Source organism: Undibacterium sp. Ji22W (assembly GCF_049340305.1).
Lineage (GTDB): Bacteria > Pseudomonadota > Gammaproteobacteria > Burkholderiales > Burkholderiaceae_D > Undibacterium.
Map to the genome: position 1 here is coordinate 53,211 of NZ_JBMPOU010000004.1, position 17,718 is coordinate 70,928.

Here is a 17,718-nt window from a genome sequence, read left to right on the forward strand (position 1 = left end):
TTAAAATATTCCAACAGTGTTTTACAAAACCGCTATAGCAATGATAGATTATGCACGGCCGTGAAATTTCAAACATCACGCATTTCGACCTTGGCCATCCAGCGCCGTCATCAGGACATACGATGCGATTTGCACGACAAAGTTTATTCAATAATCGCTGGACCTGGATCGGCATGATGCTATTCCTGACGGTTGGTCTATTTGTCGCAAGCACACTTGGATGGCTTTGGTACGCAGAAAAACGAGCAACTTCAGCGCGGCAGGCTTCACTTGATTTATTGTGGATGGAACAAATCATCACGAATAAATTAGAAGCCCATCAAATCATGCTTCAAAATTGGGCTGTCGATCTGCATCCGGATTCAAAAAAATCTCGTGAAGAATTTTTACATAGAATCGACGGGTTGATGAAAGAGAATCACGCCATTCTCGCCGTTGAATTCCTAGACCAACTTCAACAACATCTTATTGGCCTACCTGAGTATGAACAACGACCAGGCAATCTACCGCCACTCAATGATCCATTAGTAAGCGAGACGATCAACCAAAGTCGCAGTCTGAAGAGTGTTGCCTACAGCCGTGTCATCGAACAATTTGCGCCATTGTGGGTGTTAGCTTTACCGTCGGATAATGAATTCATCAAGGATAGTAGCTTACTCATCACCTACGACCTCGATAAATTGTTGACGCAAGAAGTTCCGTGGTGGTTTGTACAGCGTTACGATCTCAGTTTAGTCGACAAAAATGATAAGCAACTATCGCCCAGCGATGGCGGAATAGTCAATCACACACAAGAATTGAATCGTCTTGATTTTGGCCCGGCCACCAGCGGTCTCTCCTTGAAAACGAGTGTTCGTATTGGGCAAAATTTCGACACCTTATTGATTTCATTAGCATTGGCAGTACTGCTATTTGGTCTGCTCATCGTGTGGTTGCTGCGCCTTTTGCGCCGCTGGTTGATTGAACGACAAACTGCGCAACAAGCATTGCGTGAACGTGACGAACTCTTGCAACATACCGCCAGGCTTTCAAGCTTGGCCGAGTTTGCGTCAGGCATGGCGCATGAACTCAACCAGCCATTAGCAGCGATTGCTAACTATGCGGCAGCCGCCGAATGTCTCATACAAAACGATCAGATACAATCACCCAAAGTAAAACTGGCGATTGAAAAAATGGGGGAAGAATCACGTCGCGCTGGCAAAATTATGCGCAGTATGCGCAATCTCATTCAGAAAAATACCACTCCTCATGAGCCCTATTCTTTACTCCGTCTGATCAACGAATCCATCGAACTGATAGAAGTCCAAGCGCAACGGCAGCACATATCGATACAACTCGAATCACATGTCACAGATTTGATGCTAGCTTGCGATGCGGTGATGCTCAAACAAGTCTTATTCAATCTAATGCGTAATGCATTAGACGCGATGACACATGATTCTATAGCGACAAAATCTATTTCTGCCGAGGCGATAGAAACGGAAAATCAGTTGCCTCACCGTTTACAAATCATCGCACGAACAATGGAAGATTATGTGTGTATCAGCATCGTTGATGATGGTCATGGGATCGGTGAAATGGACAAGTTATTTCAGGCGTTCTATACGACAAAATCAGAGGGAATGGGCCTTGGTTTAGCGATCTGCAGGACAGTAATCGAAAACCATGGTGGGAAAATTTGGGCGGAGAACAATCCAGATCTGGGAGCCAGTTTCCATTTTCGAATCCCGTTACCGATACCATCAGCGCAAAACATCACTTCAGGCCCACCAATGAATGAGAAGACAGCTCTATGAATTCCAATAACAGCTCGACACCTACTGCATCCACTGAAAACGCACCCCATATCGCGATCATTGACGACGATCCTAGTGTCCGTAGCTCGCTAGTAATGTTATTAGAAACACGTTATTGGCAAACCACCGAATTTGAACGCGCCCAAGATTTTCTAGAATCAGCCAATCCGCTTGCATTCAATTGTTTGCTAGTCGATGTACGGATACCGGGAATCAATGGCTTAGAGCTATTTGACGAATTAATTCGTCGCAGCAAATTCGACAGCAGCTATCTCCCCCCAGTCATTTTTTTGAGTGGGCATGGAGATATTCCCTTGGTAGTCAGAGTTTTAAAACAAGGTGCTGTCGATTTCTTAGAAAAACCGGCCGACCATCGCAGCCTGATTGATGCCATTACTCGCGCAATCAATACCGATAAAAAAGCGCGCGCTGATTTTCTGGGACAAGCCGATATTTTGAAAGAGATCGCCGAACTGACACAAAGAGAAAGGATGGTTTTGACCGAGATCGTCGCTGGCTATCTCGGAAAACAAATTGCAGATCACCTTTCCATCAGCCCCAAAACAGTAGAAGCACATAGACTACATATCTGCCAAAAATTAAACGTTAGAACGAGTATGGAATTAGCTGCAAAACTACGCGATATACCACCAAGTTTGTGGCAGTAATACCTTCAGAATAGCGACTAAAAACGTTCTAAAAGTTACAAACACAAATCTAAAATTTTCATTGTCGTTCGGTCGCTAAAATTGCATTGGCTTGTTGCGAAGCCTGCTCCAGATTTTTCTTGACCGCGGGGCTGGTCAAAGTATTTTTTTGCCCATTCACTAGCGCCACAATGTTGGCAATTTGACTGCGAAATACAAGTTCCAACTGCGCCCATGCAGCGACCACAGGATAATGACGACCCAGCTTCACTTGCTCAATAAATTCTGCATAATGTGGATCTTTCATTAAGGAGGGATCATTCACGGCATCCAAACGTGCTGGCAGCATGCCAGACAATTTACTAAACTTTAACTGCGCTTCGCGTCCGACCAAAAATTTCAATAACTTCCACGCTTCTTCCTTATTTTTTGACGATTTCATTAAAGCTAAATCGGAGCCCGAGAAGAAAGTTTGATTTCCCTTAATCCCGGCCGGATACGAGGCCACACCAAAATTTTGCGCGGCCGCTGTTTCCATTTGCCCACCTTTTGCTTTCGATGTGCTCATCATTTTTAATATCCACGGCCCACTAAAAATCACCGCGTATTGATTTGCAAAAAAGCCTGATTCGATTTGAGCAGAGTCTTTTTCTAATGCGGATAATGGTACCAAACCCTCTTCCGCAAAACTGGTGTAATAAGTCACAGCCTGAAATGTTTCAGGTGAATAAATGCTCGCAGAGCGACGATCTGGGCTTAAGAAATCACCTCCGGCATTCCAAATCCAAGGCGCCAAATTATGCAAAATATCGGAGTCACTTTTTCCCGGATAGCCTAATGCCGCAACTTTTTTCCCTTCAAAATTAACGCCATTGACTTTTTGCATCGCTTGTTTGAAGCTACTCCAATTCGCGAATGCTTCGCTCGCTTTAATGCCCGCTTTCTTAAATAAATCGATACGATAAAACGCCACGCGTGCCCCCGCATACCAAGGAATCGCAAAAACTTTGCCTTGATTATGTCGATGTGTAGTGACCCACAATGCTGGGAAAAATGCATGCTCACCACCCACCTCAGCTTGTTGTGCTAGACCAATCGGTTCCAACGCATCTAGCGCCGAAATAGCCGCGACCCAGGTACTTCCTAACTCAACTAAATCCGGCCCCTGCCCTGATGCCGCAGCAGCTTTTATTTTGCCCAATGCACTTTCCCAATTTAAGACCGTGACGTTCACGCGTAAGCCAGGATTATTTGCCAGATAAGGACGCAAAATTTCACGCATATCTTGTTGCGGTTGCGCGGTGGTCGACATCACCCAAATATTCAATTCCGCTGCTTGCGAGACGCGAACAACCACACCATTGCTGATACAGACCATGGCTATACAGATTATCTGAAACACATGGCGCGAAAAATTCGAAGAATTCGTTAACATAAGCATCCAAGTCAAAACCAAACAACATACGATTTTGTAATAAAATTTTAAGGCAAGAGCGATTGCAGTGTGCCTGATTTCTTTTTTGAAAGGAATGTATTTTCACTTAATTTTCTGTGCTTTTTCTTGTCGTCAGAGTGAAGGCTTGTCACAAGTAAGTGAATTTACCTAGATGCCAAAGTAGTTCTATGCATTGTCGTTTTAAGTTCTTCAGAGTAAATTTCCACTTGCCAATATCCAATTTCTGCCTATCACCTACTCGCCAACCGAAAGTCGCTTTATGCTTAATCCCATTAATACTCTAAAAAATCAAAGAGTGATCTCCATCGACGCGTTTCGTGGCATTACTTTTTTGATGATGATCATCGTCAATGAAATTGCCGGTGTGAATGGGGTTTCGATTTGGCTCAAACATATGCCAGCTGATGCCGATGCAATGAGCTTTCCGGACATCGTGTTTCCTGCGTTTCTATTTATTGTTGGTATGTCGATTCCCTTTGGCATCAATCATCGTCTGCTCAAAGGTGACAGTTTCTGGTTTTTGAATCGTCATATCCTATTACGCGCGTTTGCACTAATCGTGATGGGTTTCTTCATGGTGAATGCAGAAGATGGTTTTCATCAGCCGTCGATGCCGATCTCGATACACAGCTGGGCACTGTTGTCTTATCTCGGCTTTATGCTGATCTGGGGTGTCTATCAATTCAACTCTCTCATCCTCAATCGCGCGTTGGTCGGCATGGGGATCGCCATCTTGATCACGCTTGCACTGCTCTATCGTGGCGGCGTAGATGGTAGCCAAACGATGTTGCCACAGTGGTGGGGTATTTTAGGACTCATTGGTTGGGCTTATTTATTATCGTCTTGGATCTATCAGTTGTGCCGTGGCAAACAAAAGTTGCTCTTGATCGCCATCCTTACCTGTGTTGCGCTGTATGCCGTGATTCACAGCATTAACACGCAGCTCGTTGGTCAAACAGATTTCGTTGTAAAGCTGTTATTAAGCCTGGATGGCCATGCAGCACATTGTTCCATCGTTCTCAGTGGACTTGTTTGTAGCTTGATTTTCTTTGAAGAGAATCAGGCAAACAAGCAATCAGAACATCTTCCCCAGCGGTTTCGTAACGCACTCCTATTCGCTGTGAGTCTCATCGTCTTGGCCACAATATTACGTCCACAATTTAAAATTTCCAAAATCTATGCGACACCGTCCTGGTGCTTATATTCTGCAGCTATTTGTATCATCGTCTTTTCATTTCTGTACTGGATCATTGATCTCAAGCGTTCGCAATCCTGGGTCAATCTCGTCAAGCCGGCAGCAATAAACCCCTTGGTATGTTATTTGATTCCGTTTGTGATTGAAGCACTGCTCAAACTATTTAATCTACCTTCCCCAATACATTTTTTCGAAGGTGGGACGGGAATAATGGCTTCCGTCATTTATGCGTTCTTCATCATATCGATCGTTGCGGCACTCAATAAAATTAACTTCAAATTAAAATTTTGATGTAACTGATTGGAATCTGTACGCTAATTCAAAAAACCAGAAAAATCGAACTGCTATAATAGCTACCCATAGACATTCGATTCTCCAAATCATTTCCTTAATCATAAGTTTTTGATTTGTCTAGGTTTTTTGTTAGCAAAGATGAAGACACTCACCGATTTTTTTCGCAAAATTTTCCAGCGCCCAAAGCAGACTGCACCAAGTAGTGCGGCCACGACGTTTATCGCCACCGCGCACGAAGAAATGCTAGCGCAACATTTGCAACATGCGACAAACTGGAAATATGGCAAAGAAAAAGGCTGGACTGCAGATATGGAAGCCGGCATCATCGCATTTCAATTTGCGGGGGAGCGGACTGGCACAACGCACTTTCAAGTCATTGGTATATATAACGACGCTGATAAAGTTTTTAGCTGGGCATGGGCACAAAACACGATCCCCACGACCTTACGATCGCATGCAATGTTGGCGAAACAATGGGGTAAAACTGAACAGCATCCTTCGTTTCAAACAAGCAGCGTACGCTGCAGCATGGAAGATGCTTGGAATTTTGCCGCCGTTACGCGCAAGCTTGCGGGTGCTATCAGTGTCTACCGCGGACGTGTTGGTAATCGCTATTTTTTCATGACGACGGACGAAATTCTGATCGACATCAAGACTTCAGCAGACGCAAGTCCCGCTGCGAAAGCAGTCGATATAGCGCCGTCACAGACACATTGGGCCAAGGGTCGGCAAAAAACCAAGTGGTAAGACATCGATGCCTCACTAAACTTTGTTTTCTCAGCCCATTTTAGTTCTCTAGCCCTTTTTCGCCTCCAACACACACCACAACATGCTCATCATCACCATCAAGCAAGGCAAAGAAAAATCTTTACTCGACAAAGATCCTTGGATTTATCTCTCGGCGATTGAACGCGTCGATGGTAAGTTTCATGAAAAAATGAAATTTGGAGCAACTTGCTTAGTACGCTCATCCAAAGGCGAATTCTTAGCTCGTGCAGGGTGGAGTCCAAAATCTCAAATCCGAGCACGAGTCTGGAGTTTCGATGAATCTGAAGCGGTTGATCATGCGATGTTCAAACGTCGGATTCAAGCCGCGCTGGCAAAACGTGTACCGCTCAATGCCAAACCGGGCAAGCCGCAACGTCTAATCAATGCAGAAGAAGATCATCTACCCGGCTTGGTGGTGGAATATCACGCGATCCAAAATGGTTTCTTGGCTTGTCAGTTTCAAGCCGCCGGCGTTGATGCATGGAAAGTCGCCATCGTCAAAGCCCTGATCGCTGAAACTGGCTGCCCGAATGTGTACGAACATACAGACTATCTGATGCGCAAAGCAGAAGGCTTATCAGGCGGCGCTGGTGTCCTTGCGGGCGATGAACCACCAGCGGATTTATCGGGCATCCGCTAAACAAGTGAAAGTAAGCCAAATCAATCTCGAAATAGATCAGCCGCATTAGGGTAACAACTGATCATTTCGGATCAACTCTTCTAGCATCATTCCCCCAACGTTTTTACACCCTGCAAACTTTAGTATGCAGAGTGTGAAGCAGCATCTTTTTTCCAGCGCAGTCGCCCTAAGGCGGCGATCTTGCATAGTCGAGTCGCAGCACGATTCGGATTCAACTTCAAAATCAGGCACAAAAAAACAAGAAAAAAGTAATCGTGCTATATTTCCTGAAAATACTGGAAATTCAAATAATACTGTAAATACAAACAAGGAAAAATGATGGCTATCAATTCAACGAAAGAAAAATTCATCTCGCATTTTGGTGAAATGGGCAGTCGCTGGGGCATTAATCGTACTGTTGGGCAAATTTATGCTCTCATTTTTCTCAGTGAAAAACCGCTATGCGCCGACGAGATCGCCGAGCAATTGACCTTCTCCCGCTCCAATGTGGGCATGAGCCTCAAGGAATTACAAGCCTGGCGCCTAGTCAAGCTGGTTCACATTCCGGGCGAACGTCGAGAGTTCTTTGAAGCGCCCAAAGATGTGTGGGAAATTTTTCGCAACTTAGTGGAAGAACGTCGTCGTCGTGAAGTCGAGCCTACGCTCTCGATGTTGCGAGAAGCCTTACTCAAAAACGATGCGACCGAAGATGAACACTATGCACTCGGTCGAATTCAACAAATGCACGACCTGATAGAACTCACCAGTGCCTGGTTCGACGACGTTGAAAAGCTCTCACCAGAGACTTTGCAAACCTTGATGAAAATGGGTTCTAAGGTGGTCAAGCTGATCGAGTTTACCGATCGTCTTCGCTTCGACGGCAAATCCAAAAACTAGCTGCAACCACGCAAAACAACGCAAAACCCGCATAGAGAATTCATCATGTCAGCAGAACTAGTCAACACCTTCGACCCCATGTTATTGGCGCGTATACAATTTGCCGCCAACATCAGTTTTCATATTCTTTTTCCCAGTATCAGCATTGCACTTGGCTGGGTATTGGTTTTTTTCAAATGGCGCTATAACCGCACCAAGGCAGAGCATTGGCAACGCGCCTACTATTTTTGGATCAAAGTATTTGCCTTGAGTTTTGCCTTAGGTGTGGTGAGTGGCATCACCATGAGCTTTCAGTTTGGCACCAACTGGCCCGGCTATATGGAAAAAGTTGGGAACATCGCTGGTCCCTTACTCGCCTATGAAATTTTGACGGCTTTCTTCTTAGAAGCGACATTTCTTGGGATTATGCTATTCGGTCAAAAACGCGTAGGTGATCGTCTGCATACCATGGCTACCGTACTTGTCGCGGGCGGTACGACGCTATCGGTATTTTGGATTATCGCTTTGAATTCATGGATGCATACGCCAGTAGGATTTGAAATGATCAATGGTCAGGCGCACGCAACCAACTGGCTGCAGATCATTTTTAATCCTTCCATGCCCTATCGTTTTACCCACATGATGCTTGCATCCGGATTGACAGTATCCTTTCTGATCGCCGGTATCAGCAGCTACCGTTATTTGCGCGGCGGACGTCACGGTGAAATTCAGATCGGCATCAAAACCGGCGTGACACTGGCCGCTATTTTGATTCCACTACAAATTTTGGTTGGCGATTTGCATGGACTCAATACCCTACAACACCAACCTGCAAAAATCGCGGCGATGGAAGGTATTTGGGAAACCCAAAAAGGTGCACCAGCGGTTCTATTCGCACTCCCAGATCAAAAGGAAAGAACAAACAAAGCCGAAATCGCAATCCCCAAATTGGCCTCGCTCTACCTCACGCATGATGCTGATGGTGAGATCAAAGGACTCAATGATTTCGAAGGTAAACATCCACCCGTAGCACCTGTCTTCTTTGCCTTTCGCATCATGGTCGGGGTAGGCCTTTTGATGTTCGGTATTTCCTGGCTAGCATCATGGTATGCGTGGCGTGCTCCAGCCATGCCAACTTTAGTTTCGCGAGCATTAGTCGCGATGAGCTTTTCTGGCTGGATTGCCTTACTGGCTGGTTGGTACACCACAGAAATTGGTCGCCAACCGTATCTGGTACAAGGTGTACTTACCACCGCGGAAGCGGCGGCTAAAGTACCAGTGCCTATGCTGGCCAGTTCCTTGATCATGTATCTGACTCTCTATGTATTTCTGATTATTTCCTATGTCTCGGTGGTGTTTTATTTAGCCCGCAAAGCCGATAGTTCACCGACAGTACCGACACCAGCTACCACCACTTGAGGATAAGCCATGATTGCTCCACTCCATCCCGATTTATCCCAGCCCGCTGGTTGGTTACCACTCGCCTTTCTCATCGTCATGGGCTTGGCCATGTTGGCCTATGTGATCTTAGATGGCTACGATCTCGGCGTCGGCATTCTGATGCATCATGCCGAAGACGCAGAAAAGGACATCATGATCGCTTCCATTGGCCCATTTTGGGATGCCAATGAAACCTGGCTCGTGCTTGGCGTCGGTATCTTATTAGTTGCTTTCCCTACCGCACACGGTCAAATACTCGGCGCACTGTACTTACCAGTCGCGATGATGCTACTTGGTTTGATTCTACGCGGCGTTGCCTTCGACTTTCGGGTCAAAGCCCATGCGCAAAATAAGCCAGCATGGAACCTCGCCTTTCACCTCGGTTCCATCATCGCCGCATTTTCACAAGGCTTTATGCTTGGTATGTTAGTACTTGGGTTTCAATCTAGTTTTTGGAGCTATGCGTTTGCAGCATTGATAGGCTTATGCTTGGTGGCAGCCTACAGTCTTTTGGGTGCAACCTGGCTACTCATGAAGTCGGAAGGACAACTGCAAATCAAAGCAGCAACCTGGGCAAGACGTAGTTTATGGTTGGCAGGCGTTGGCATTGCCACCATCTCCATCGTCACTCCATTCGCCAGTCCTAGCATTGCCGCAAAATGGTTTAGCTTTCCCAACTTTATACTGCTCTTGCCGATCCCACTCATCACTGCGATTTTATTCTGGTGGATAGATAGAATTTTAAAACGTCTGCCTGCACAATTAGCGCAACAAAACCAAGGCTGGATTTGGACACCATTCGCCTGCACGGTCGGCATTTTTCTACTTGCCTTTCACGGCTTGGCGTATAGCCTGTTCCCCTATCTCATCATTGACGAACTCACCATCTGGCAAGCAGCGAGTGCACCCGAATCTTTGATGATTATTTTTGTTGGCGCCTGCGTTGTTTTGCCAGTCATCATCGGATACACGGTGATGGCTTATCGGATATTTTGGGGTAAAGCGACCTTGCTGGAGTATTGAAAGATCCCTTCTCCCGCGAGCGGGAGAAGGGTTGGGGATGAGGGGGCCTGGATGACTGTAAGAATAATTTGTTTGGATTTGTATTCTGTAGTTTTGAATTCTCGCACTGAAATTACGGATGTGCTTTCTTGAAGTTTAATGGTCGGGGGTAGCCCGACGGCTACTTACTTTTCTTTGCTTCGCCAAAGAAAGAGTAAGCAAAAGAAAGGCGACCGTAGACTCGCCCTTCGGGTGCTTACGCTTCGCTTCAGCATAATTTGTGCACCACAAAAAATGGGAAAGTGTTGAAACTCGCCTGCGGCTCAGACAACAACACTTTCTTATCCATTTTCTGTGACGCAAAAATTACCTTGTCTCAAACGGGGGCAAGTCAAAAGCAACGACCTACTACAGCTATAAGAAAAATGAACGACCATCGGGACTGATTGTTTTGGTGTTGCCGTTGTTTTTGAATTTGTTGTTGTCTTTGACCTTCACCCACTTCTGACACTGCCAATTGTGCAGGACAGAAAATGGATAAAGAAAGCCTTGCTGTTTGAGCCGAAGGCGAGTTTCAAGGCTTTCCCATTTTTTGTCCTGCACAATTGGGAAGCCGAAGGCCAGTGGCAGCGTGGTCGCCTTTCTTTGCTTACTTTCTTTGGCGAAGCAAAGAAAGTGAGTAGTTGTCGGTCTACCACCGACCTGTGAACGTTGAGATTGTTTGCAAGCGAAAATATGGATAAAAACAGGTGATTTGATCACGAATGAAATTGACTACTTCCATGTAAAAAGAACTATTCCCAATTCTGCGCTGAGATTTTTTCTCGATTCAAATTACCGTGACGATATTTTAAAAGTTTTAGCGGCGCGGGTTTCACCCGCCCTACATGGCTAACGCTATTGCGCCCTACTTTGATGCTACCCCTTACGGTCTTCCGATCGAAGCAACAGGAGCTTCAATTCCAAAATTTCCACCAAGGTCTTTTGGCCAAATTCAATTGAACACTTCCAATCTCCGTTCCGTAAGGCAAATCTTTTACCTGATGATGAATTTGTCCAAGAATTGAAAAGTGCACCTGAATATCACAGACTTCAATATTCTCGAATTCATGCGTACCGCCTAAAATTGGCGGCACCTTGTAGCTATATACCTCACCTATACTCAACATTTTCGCCGCCAACCTTAAATCACCAACAGCTTGGGTTGGCAAATACTTTTCCCAAAAATCATCACTGTTTAATTGCCCCTTGAAATCATCAAGATCAACAGCAACTTTTGTCATCAATCCTTCGCCAATATTCAGAAAAAATACTTCACCACTTCCGCTATCTTGTACGAAAGGCTCACCAAAGGCGGTAATCAAAATTGGAACTTTGTTCTTTCCAATAAGCCAATTCCAGTCCGAAAGCAAAGTTTTCGAATTGCATTTAGAAAAATTCACGGTTAAATCATTAAAAGTTAGATTCAATCCATAACTCCACAAAAATACTATTTAGCAAAAAAATCTAGATGCCATAGAAAAAGTCTTAGTTCTAAATCCAAAAGCGCATCTAAAAAATGTGACGACCCTACCGCAACAAACTCTCCCAAACCTTCTGCAAACGCTTAACCGACACAGGCATAGGCGTTTTTAATTCCTGCGCAAACAAAGACACACGTAACTCCTCTAACAACCACCGAAACTCAATCAACTTCGGATCAGCATCAACACCCGATTTGCGCGGTGTGCGTTGCCATGGCTGTGCAACACTGTTCCAATCAGCTAGCAACTTCGCATCGCGTGCAGGATCAGCGCGTAGTTTATCCATTCGTACTGTGATCGCTTTGAGATAGCGTGGGTAATGTGCTAATTGGGCGAAATCGATTTCGGCGATGAAGCGTTTGGTGACTAGGTTTTGCAGTTGTTGCTGCATGTCAGCCGCTGCTTGTGCGTGGGCTTTGAGGCCTTGTAGCTTCTTCGGCAGACTGTAGTATTCGGCCAAAATCAAGCCTGCTAAACGGGCAATTTCGTTGGCTAATAAATTGAGTCTTGCCTTTCCTTCGTCGCGGCGTTTATTGAATTCGCCGGAGTTCTTTGGCAAGGGCGATTGCATGAATGCGCGATCCAAAGCCGTCGTGACGATTTGTTCGCGTAGCTCTTCTTGCGAACCCAGCGACATAAACTGCATGCCCATTTGCTGTAAGCCAGGGATGTTTTTTTCTAAGAACTTGACTTGTTCCTTCATCTGTAAGGCGAACAGGCGGCGTAAGCCGTTGTGGTGCGTACGCGCAGCTTCGTCGGGGTCATCGAAGACTTCGATGTGGCAATGTGTTTGTTTATCGACTAAGGCGGGGTAGCCGATTAAGGTTTGTTTGCCTTGTTGGACTTCGAGTAGTTCTGGGAGTTCGTCGAAGGTCCACGCAGTTAGGTTTTCTTGTTGGATTGTTGGGGCTTTTGTTTCTGATTTGCTTGCAATTTTTGCTGAACTTAACGACGCTGGATTCCCGCCTTCGCGGGAATGACGGTCAATATTGTTCGTTGTTGCTGATTGTTTTGAGTTATCTAGCAGAGCCAGTTTATCTGCACTTGCTATCTTCTGAAAACTCTCACGCGCTTGCGATCCAAATTCGGCGCGTAGTGTGGCGAGGTTGCGACCCATTTCTAGTTGACGTCCGTGTTCATCGATGATTTTAAAATTCATCGTGAGATGCGCTGGGAGCAATTCAAATTTGAAATCGGTGCTCAAACACTGCAAGCCTTTTTGCTCGCGGATATCGGCGATTAAGGTTTCTAAGAAATTACCTCTGCCGAATTCGTTGCGCTCACAAAAACCAGCCGCGTAATCCGGCAGCGGAACACAATGACGGCGGATTTTTTGTGGTAATGATTTAATCAGCAACTGCACTTTTTCCTTCACCATGCCCGGTACTAACCATTCACAACGATCACTCGATACTTGATTGAGTGAAAACAAAGGTATCCATAGCGTCACACCATCACGTGGGCTACCCGGTTCGAAGTGATACGAGAGTTGCAAACCCACACCCGAAACTTGCATAGTCTTAGGAAACACATCGGTAGTAATACCCGCCGCTTCGTGGCGCATCAACTCATCTTTGTTCAAATAGAGTAATTTAGGATTACCCTTAGTCGCTTCTTTATGCCATTGCTCAAATAAGACCGCGTTATACACGTCGGCAGGTAAATGCTTGTCATAGAAAGCAGCGATTAAATGATCATCGACCAACACGTCTTGGCGACGTGATTTGTGTTCGATGTTTTCAATTTCGCGTATCAGTTTTTGATTGAAAGCTAAGAACGGTGCACGAGTGTCGAAGTCGCCTTCAACCAAGGCATCACGAATGAATATCTCACGTGCTTCTTTGGGATGCGTTAAGCCATACTGTATGCGTCTTTGGCTGTACACAACCAAACCGTATAGAGTTGCTCGTTCAAAGCCTGACACTTGACCAGTGCGCTTTTCCCAACGTGGTTCACCGTAAGACTTTTTGAGTAAATGTCCACCGACTTTTTCTAACCACTCTGGTTGTATCTGTGCGAGGCAACGACCGTATAAACGTGTGGTATCAACTAGCTCTGCTGCCATGATCCACTTACCGGCTTTTTTCGCCATGTAAGAACCCGGCCAAATATAAAACTTGATGGCGCGTGCTCCTAAGTAATGCGAATCTTCTTCGGATTTAAAACCGATATTGCCAAGCAAACCTGTCAATAAGGCGAGATGCAATTGCTCGTACGTCGCGGGTGCTTCGTTGATGCGCCAGCCCTGTTCTTTGACGATGGTTAGCAATTGCGAATGGACTTCGCGCCATTCACGCAGACGCATTTGACTTAAGAAATTACTGCGGCAATTGTCTTGTAATTGACGATTGGTTTTCTTGTGCTCAATCGCGTCTTCAAACCATTTCCAGATTTTGAGATAGGACGTGAATTCTGATTTTTCATCAGCAAATTTTTTGTGTGCCAAATCGGCGGCAGTTTGCGCGTCCATCGGACGATCGCGTGGATCTTGTACCGACAAAGCGGCGGCAATGATCAACACTTCACTTAAAGCCTGATTATCACGTGCGGCTAAAATCATGCGACCGACGCGGGGATCTAGAGGTAACTTTGCGAGTTCTTTTCCGACAGCTGTCAATTCGTTGCTGTCGTCCATGGCGCCCAACTCTTGCAAGAGTTGGTAACCATCGGCAATCGCACGGCCAGGCGGTGGTTCGATAAACGGGAAACTCTCAACGTCAGTCAGGCGTAAAGATTTCATCCGCAAAATAACAGCGGCTAAGGACGAACGTAGAATTTCGGGTTCGGTAAAAGCGGTACGTTGTTTGAATTCTTGTTCGTCATACAGACGAATACACACGCCAGCGGCGACACGACCGCAACGACCCGCGCGTTGATTGGCGGCGGATTGGGCAATCGCTTCGATTTGTAATTGCTCGACTTTATTTTTATAACTATAGCGTTTGACGCGTGCCAAACCCGCGTCAACCACGTAACGGATGCCTGGTACAGTCAATGAAGTTTCTGCGACATTCGTTGCTAACACAATGCGACGCGCGTTCGATATTTTGAATACACGTTCTTGTTCTTGTGCCGACAAACGAGCGAACAAAGGCAAAATTTCTACATGCGGTGGATGATGCTTGCGCAGTGCTTCAGCTGCATCTCGGATTTCACGCTCACCCGGCAAAAACACCAACACATCGCCAGAACCAATACGACATAACTCATCGACGGCATCGGTGATAGCGACCATCAGATCACGTTCTTTATCTTTTTCATCCGCCTGTATCGGGCGATACCGCAATTCGACCGGATACAAACGACCCGATACTTCTATCACAGGCGCGGCTTTACCGTTCTCACCAAAGTGATTGGCAAAGCGTTGCGCATCGATCGTCGCGGACGTGATGATGACTTTCAGATCGCGACGCTTAGGCAAAATCTGCTTGAGGTAGCCGAGCAAGAAATCAATATTCAAACTACGCTCATGCGCCTCATCGATGATGATGGTGTCGTATTGACGTAAGAGCGGATCGGTCTGCGTTTCTGCTAGCAAAATACCGTCAGTCATCAACTTGACTGATGCGCCTTTGGTCAAGGTATCGGTGAACCGAACTTTAAAGCCGACATGTTCGCCCAATGGTGAATTCAGTTCTTGAGCAATGCGCTTCGCCGTCGATGAAGCTGCGATACGACGTGGTTGGGTATGTCCAATTAAACCTTTTTGACCTCGCCCTAGTTCAAGACAAATTTTGGGCAACTGGGTGGTTTTACCTGAACCGGTTTCACCACAGACGATGATGACCTGATTTTTTCGCAGTGCCTCGGCGATTTCTTCGCGCCTGCCGGAGACGGGTAATTCTTCAGGATAGCTAATGACGGGCGGCGGATTACGGAAAGGTAGCGCAGGTTCGGGGCGCGTTTCTATTTTTTTCGACTGCGTAGGTCGTCCTGGTGCTTGCTTAGCCGCCGCCACTGAAGGTGCAGAAGCCTGTTTATTTCTTGCTTGGCTAGCATTTTCAGTACGATTTGGAGGTCTCGCAGGCGTGCCGAGCTTTTCCTTTTTCGGGAAATTAGCCGGTTTTGTTTGTTGTTGGGCTGCCTGACGCAGGTTATCGCGCAATTGACGTAGGTCTGAAGCGACTTTTTCCGGAGAATTTGTATTTGTTTTGTGAGATGACATAGTACCTGCGATTATAATTCGTCCATGGAAAATTCTGTTCAATTCGTTCACTGGTTGCGCTCGGTCGCACCCTATATTCATGCATTCCGTGGAAAGACCTTCGTGGTTGCCTTTCCTGGAGAACTCGTGGTGGCTGGCGCCCTGCCCGTTTTGGCGCAGGATTTATCGCTTTTGCATGCACTTGGAATCAAAATCGTAATTGTGCATGGTTCGCGCCCACAAGTTGCGGAGCAGCTCGCACTACGTAATGTCGAAGGTCGTTTCCATAATGGCATACGCATTACTGATACCGCTGCGCTGGAATGTTCAAAAGAAGCAGCTGGTGAATTGCGCTTAGATATTGAAGCCGCATTCAGCCAAGGTTTGCCAAATACGCCAATGGCGCATGCTGCGATCCGGATTATCTCTGGCAACTTCGTCACGGCTAAACCAATTGGCATTGTCGATGGTGTTGATTTCCAATTGACAGGAACCACGCGCAAAGTCGCGTATGACACCATCGATAGAATTTTAGATGCAGGCAGTTTGGTTTTATTGGGACCACTAGGTTTTTCACCGACAGGGGAGGCATTTAATTTGACCATGGAAGACGTGGCTGTGTCAGCTGCCAGTGCCCTTCGCGCGGACAAATTAATCTTTATTTCTGAAACGCCGATGTTAGTCGATCAAGATGGCGATGAAATACGTGAATTATCTTATAAACAGGCTGAAGTGGAATTAGGCAAAAATTATTTACCTTCGGACTCAGCATTTTATCTGGAACATGCCGTCAAAGCTTCGCGCGGTGGCGTACCTCGTATCCATATCGTGCCATACAAGATCGACGGTTCTGCGCTACTGGAATTATTTACCCACGATGGTGTCGGCACGATGGTGTCGACAGAAAATCTGGAGAGCTTACGCGAAGCAACAATTGAAGATGTCGGTGGCATTATTAAATTAATCGAACCACTTGAAGCTGATGGAACCTTGGTGAAACGTGGTCGCGAATTGATCGAACGTGAAATCAATTACTTCTCTGTCATTGAGCATGATGGCGTTATTTTTGGCTGCGCAGCGCTTTATCCTTTCCCTTTCGACAAAATGGGCGAAATGGCATGTCTCACCGTCAACCCCGACGTACAGAGCCAGGGTGATGGCGAACGTATCCTAAAGCACATGGAAAAGCGTGCTCGTCGTGCTGGCTTTCATTCCTTGTTTGTATTAACGACCCGCACCGCACACTGGTTCTTAAAGCGCGGCTTCGTACAAGCAAGTGTCGATGATTTGCCTAAAGACCGTCAGAAAATGTATAACTGGCAGCGCAAATCCTTGGTTTTAATCAAGCAGCTATAGCGCAGGTTCGTACGTAAATGAGAATTCAAACGTATAATCGCAAAGAGTAGTCATTACCAGAAACCTCTACGCAAGCGTAGCGAGCGGTCGAAGTTTGAGTTGAGAAGCGCAGCTGTGCTAAAGCACCGTGAGCATCGCAGACTCAAAATCCGGTCGCGCAGTAGCTTGTGCAGAGGTCTCTATCCAGATATTGAATTATTGAAGGAGTATCAATATGGCCCGCATGGTCCACTGCATTAAATTAGATAAAGAAGCTGAAGGCTTGGATTTCCCGACTTATCCGGGTGAATTAGGTAAGAAGATTTATGAAAGTGTATCTAAAGAAGCATGGGCGGCATGGTTAAAACACCAAACCATGTTAGTCAATGAAAACCGTCTAAATCTGGCAGACACGCGTGCCCGTAAATATTTAGCGACACAAATGGAAAAGCATTTCTTCGGTGATGGTGCAGACGCCGCACAAGGTTATGTTCCCCCTGCTGACTAAAAATGTAGATGCCAGTATGAACAAAAAAGCGAGCCTTTTGAGCTCGCTTTTTTATCGACAATAACGCCTGTTTGATTTGTTTTGTCGTCGATTTGCTGCTGCAAATCTGGAAAAT

At 46.0% G+C, this 17,718-nt stretch carries 14 protein-coding genes; 10 read left to right on the forward strand and 4 right to left on the reverse strand.

Features of this window, described 5'->3' with window-relative positions; all coding sequences use genetic code 11:
* The first annotated feature begins 50 nt into the window (after positions 1-50).
* Together ACO0KW_RS17835 and ACO0KW_RS17840 are read left to right on the forward strand one after the other, a co-directional pair.
* Positions 51-1,796 (forward strand): sensor histidine kinase, encoded by a 1,746-nt coding sequence (locus ACO0KW_RS17835; protein WP_423054724.1) that lies wholly within the window; start codon positions 51-53, stop codon positions 1,794-1,796.
* Positions 1,793-2,464, forward strand: coding sequence for a response regulator transcription factor (locus ACO0KW_RS17840; RefSeq protein WP_423054725.1), 672 nt, complete (start codon positions 1,793-1,795; stop codon positions 2,462-2,464). The genes ACO0KW_RS17835 and ACO0KW_RS17840 overlap by 4 nt, the downstream gene beginning before the upstream one ends.
* Before the next feature lie 58 nt (positions 2,465-2,522).
* On the opposite strand, the gene ACO0KW_RS17845 is transcribed toward ACO0KW_RS17840, so the two are convergent.
* Positions 2,523-3,878 carry a sugar ABC transporter substrate-binding protein gene (locus tag ACO0KW_RS17845; RefSeq protein WP_423054726.1) on the reverse strand — a complete coding sequence of 452 codons (1,356 nt, stop codon included), beginning with the start codon at positions 3,876-3,878 and terminating at the stop codon, positions 2,523-2,525.
* Positions 3,879-4,158: 280 nt separating this feature from the next.
* On the opposite strand from ACO0KW_RS17845, the gene ACO0KW_RS17850 reads away from it, so the two are divergent.
* From ACO0KW_RS17850 to ACO0KW_RS17875, 6 genes are all read left to right on the forward strand, one after another.
* Complete coding sequence (locus ACO0KW_RS17850) at positions 4,159-5,385, forward strand: hypothetical protein (protein WP_423054727.1); 1,227 nt, start codon at positions 4,159-4,161, stop codon at positions 5,383-5,385.
* A gap of 141 nt (positions 5,386-5,526) precedes the next feature.
* Positions 5,527-6,135 (forward strand): DUF6882 domain-containing protein, encoded by a 609-nt coding sequence (locus tag ACO0KW_RS17855; RefSeq protein ID WP_423054728.1) that lies wholly within the window; start codon positions 5,527-5,529, stop codon positions 6,133-6,135.
* 82 nt (positions 6,136-6,217) lie between these two features.
* Positions 6,218-6,796, forward strand: a complete 579-nt coding sequence (locus ACO0KW_RS17860) for an SAM-dependent methyltransferase (protein ID WP_423054729.1) — start codon at positions 6,218-6,220, stop codon at positions 6,794-6,796.
* 318 nt (positions 6,797-7,114) lie between these two features.
* Entirely contained in the window at positions 7,115-7,672 is a 558-nt protein-coding gene (locus ACO0KW_RS17865; protein ID WP_423054730.1) for a GbsR/MarR family transcriptional regulator, read from the forward strand.
* Between the two features lie 45 nt (positions 7,673-7,717).
* Positions 7,718-9,070 carry a cytochrome ubiquinol oxidase subunit I gene (locus ACO0KW_RS17870; RefSeq protein ID WP_423054731.1) on the forward strand — a complete coding sequence of 451 codons (1,353 nt, stop codon included), beginning with the start codon at positions 7,718-7,720 and terminating at the stop codon, positions 9,068-9,070.
* Positions 9,071-9,079: 9 nt separating this feature from the next.
* Positions 9,080-10,114: a cytochrome d ubiquinol oxidase subunit II gene (locus tag ACO0KW_RS17875; protein ID WP_423054732.1), complete on the forward strand. Its 1,035-nt coding sequence runs from the start codon at positions 9,080-9,082 to the stop codon at positions 10,112-10,114.
* Between the two features lie 393 nt (positions 10,115-10,507).
* Here ACO0KW_RS17875 and ACO0KW_RS17880 read toward each other — a convergent pair whose 3' ends face one another.
* The 3 genes from ACO0KW_RS17880 to hrpA all read right to left on the reverse strand — a co-directional run bounded on the left by ACO0KW_RS17880 (position 10,508) and on the right by hrpA (position 15,781).
* Positions 10,508-10,855, reverse strand: a complete 348-nt coding sequence (locus ACO0KW_RS17880; protein WP_423054733.1) for a hypothetical protein — start codon at positions 10,853-10,855, stop codon at positions 10,508-10,510.
* 194 nt (positions 10,856-11,049) lie between these two features.
* Entirely contained in the window at positions 11,050-11,562 is a 513-nt protein-coding gene (locus ACO0KW_RS17885; RefSeq protein WP_423054734.1) for a T6SS immunity protein Tdi1 domain-containing protein, read from the reverse strand.
* Positions 11,563-11,662: 100 nt separating this feature from the next.
* Positions 11,663-15,781 (reverse strand): ATP-dependent RNA helicase HrpA, encoded by a 4,119-nt coding sequence (gene hrpA / locus ACO0KW_RS17890; RefSeq protein WP_423054735.1) that lies wholly within the window; start codon positions 15,779-15,781, stop codon positions 11,663-11,665.
* Positions 15,782-15,805: 24 nt separating this feature from the next.
* Here hrpA and argA point away from each other — a divergent pair, with 24 nt between their 5' ends.
* Both argA and ACO0KW_RS17900 read left to right on the forward strand, forming a co-directional pair.
* Entirely contained in the window at positions 15,806-17,116 is a 1,311-nt protein-coding gene (argA, locus tag ACO0KW_RS17895) for an amino-acid N-acetyltransferase (protein ID WP_423054736.1), read from the forward strand.
* Between the two features lie 214 nt (positions 17,117-17,330).
* The gene (locus ACO0KW_RS17900; protein ID WP_314861109.1) at positions 17,331-17,603 is read left to right on the forward strand and encodes an oxidative damage protection protein; all 273 of its coding nucleotides are present in this window, start codon (positions 17,331-17,333) and stop codon (positions 17,601-17,603) included.
* The last annotated feature ends 115 nt before the right edge of the window (positions 17,604-17,718 follow it).

Coding starts and splice junctions, on each gene's coding strand:
- ACO0KW_RS17850 (WP_423054727.1), top strand. CDS start 4,159: ATGCTTAATCCCATTAATACTCTAAAAAATCAAAGAGTGATCTCCATC.
- ACO0KW_RS17860 (WP_423054729.1), top strand. CDS start 6,218: ATGCTCATCATCACCATCAAGCAAGGCAAAGAAAAATCTTTACTCGAC.
- argA (WP_423054736.1), top strand. CDS start 15,806: ATGGAAAATTCTGTTCAATTCGTTCACTGGTTGCGCTCGGTCGCACCC.
- ACO0KW_RS17840 (WP_423054725.1), top strand. CDS start 1,793: ATGAATTCCAATAACAGCTCGACACCTACTGCATCCACTGAAAACGCA.
- hrpA (WP_423054735.1), bottom strand. CDS start 15,781: ATGTCATCTCACAAAACAAATACAAATTCTCCGGAAAAAGTCGCTTCA.
- ACO0KW_RS17900 (WP_314861109.1), top strand. CDS start 17,331: ATGGCCCGCATGGTCCACTGCATTAAATTAGATAAAGAAGCTGAAGGC.
- ACO0KW_RS17865 (WP_423054730.1), top strand. CDS start 7,115: ATGGCTATCAATTCAACGAAAGAAAAATTCATCTCGCATTTTGGTGAA.
- ACO0KW_RS17845 (WP_423054726.1), bottom strand. CDS start 3,878: ATGTTAACGAATTCTTCGAATTTTTCGCGCCATGTGTTTCAGATAATC.
- ACO0KW_RS17855 (WP_423054728.1), top strand. CDS start 5,527: ATGAAGACACTCACCGATTTTTTTCGCAAAATTTTCCAGCGCCCAAAG.
- ACO0KW_RS17835 (WP_423054724.1), top strand. CDS start 51: ATGCACGGCCGTGAAATTTCAAACATCACGCATTTCGACCTTGGCCAT.
- ACO0KW_RS17870 (WP_423054731.1), top strand. CDS start 7,718: ATGTCAGCAGAACTAGTCAACACCTTCGACCCCATGTTATTGGCGCGT.
- ACO0KW_RS17875 (WP_423054732.1), top strand. CDS start 9,080: ATGATTGCTCCACTCCATCCCGATTTATCCCAGCCCGCTGGTTGGTTA.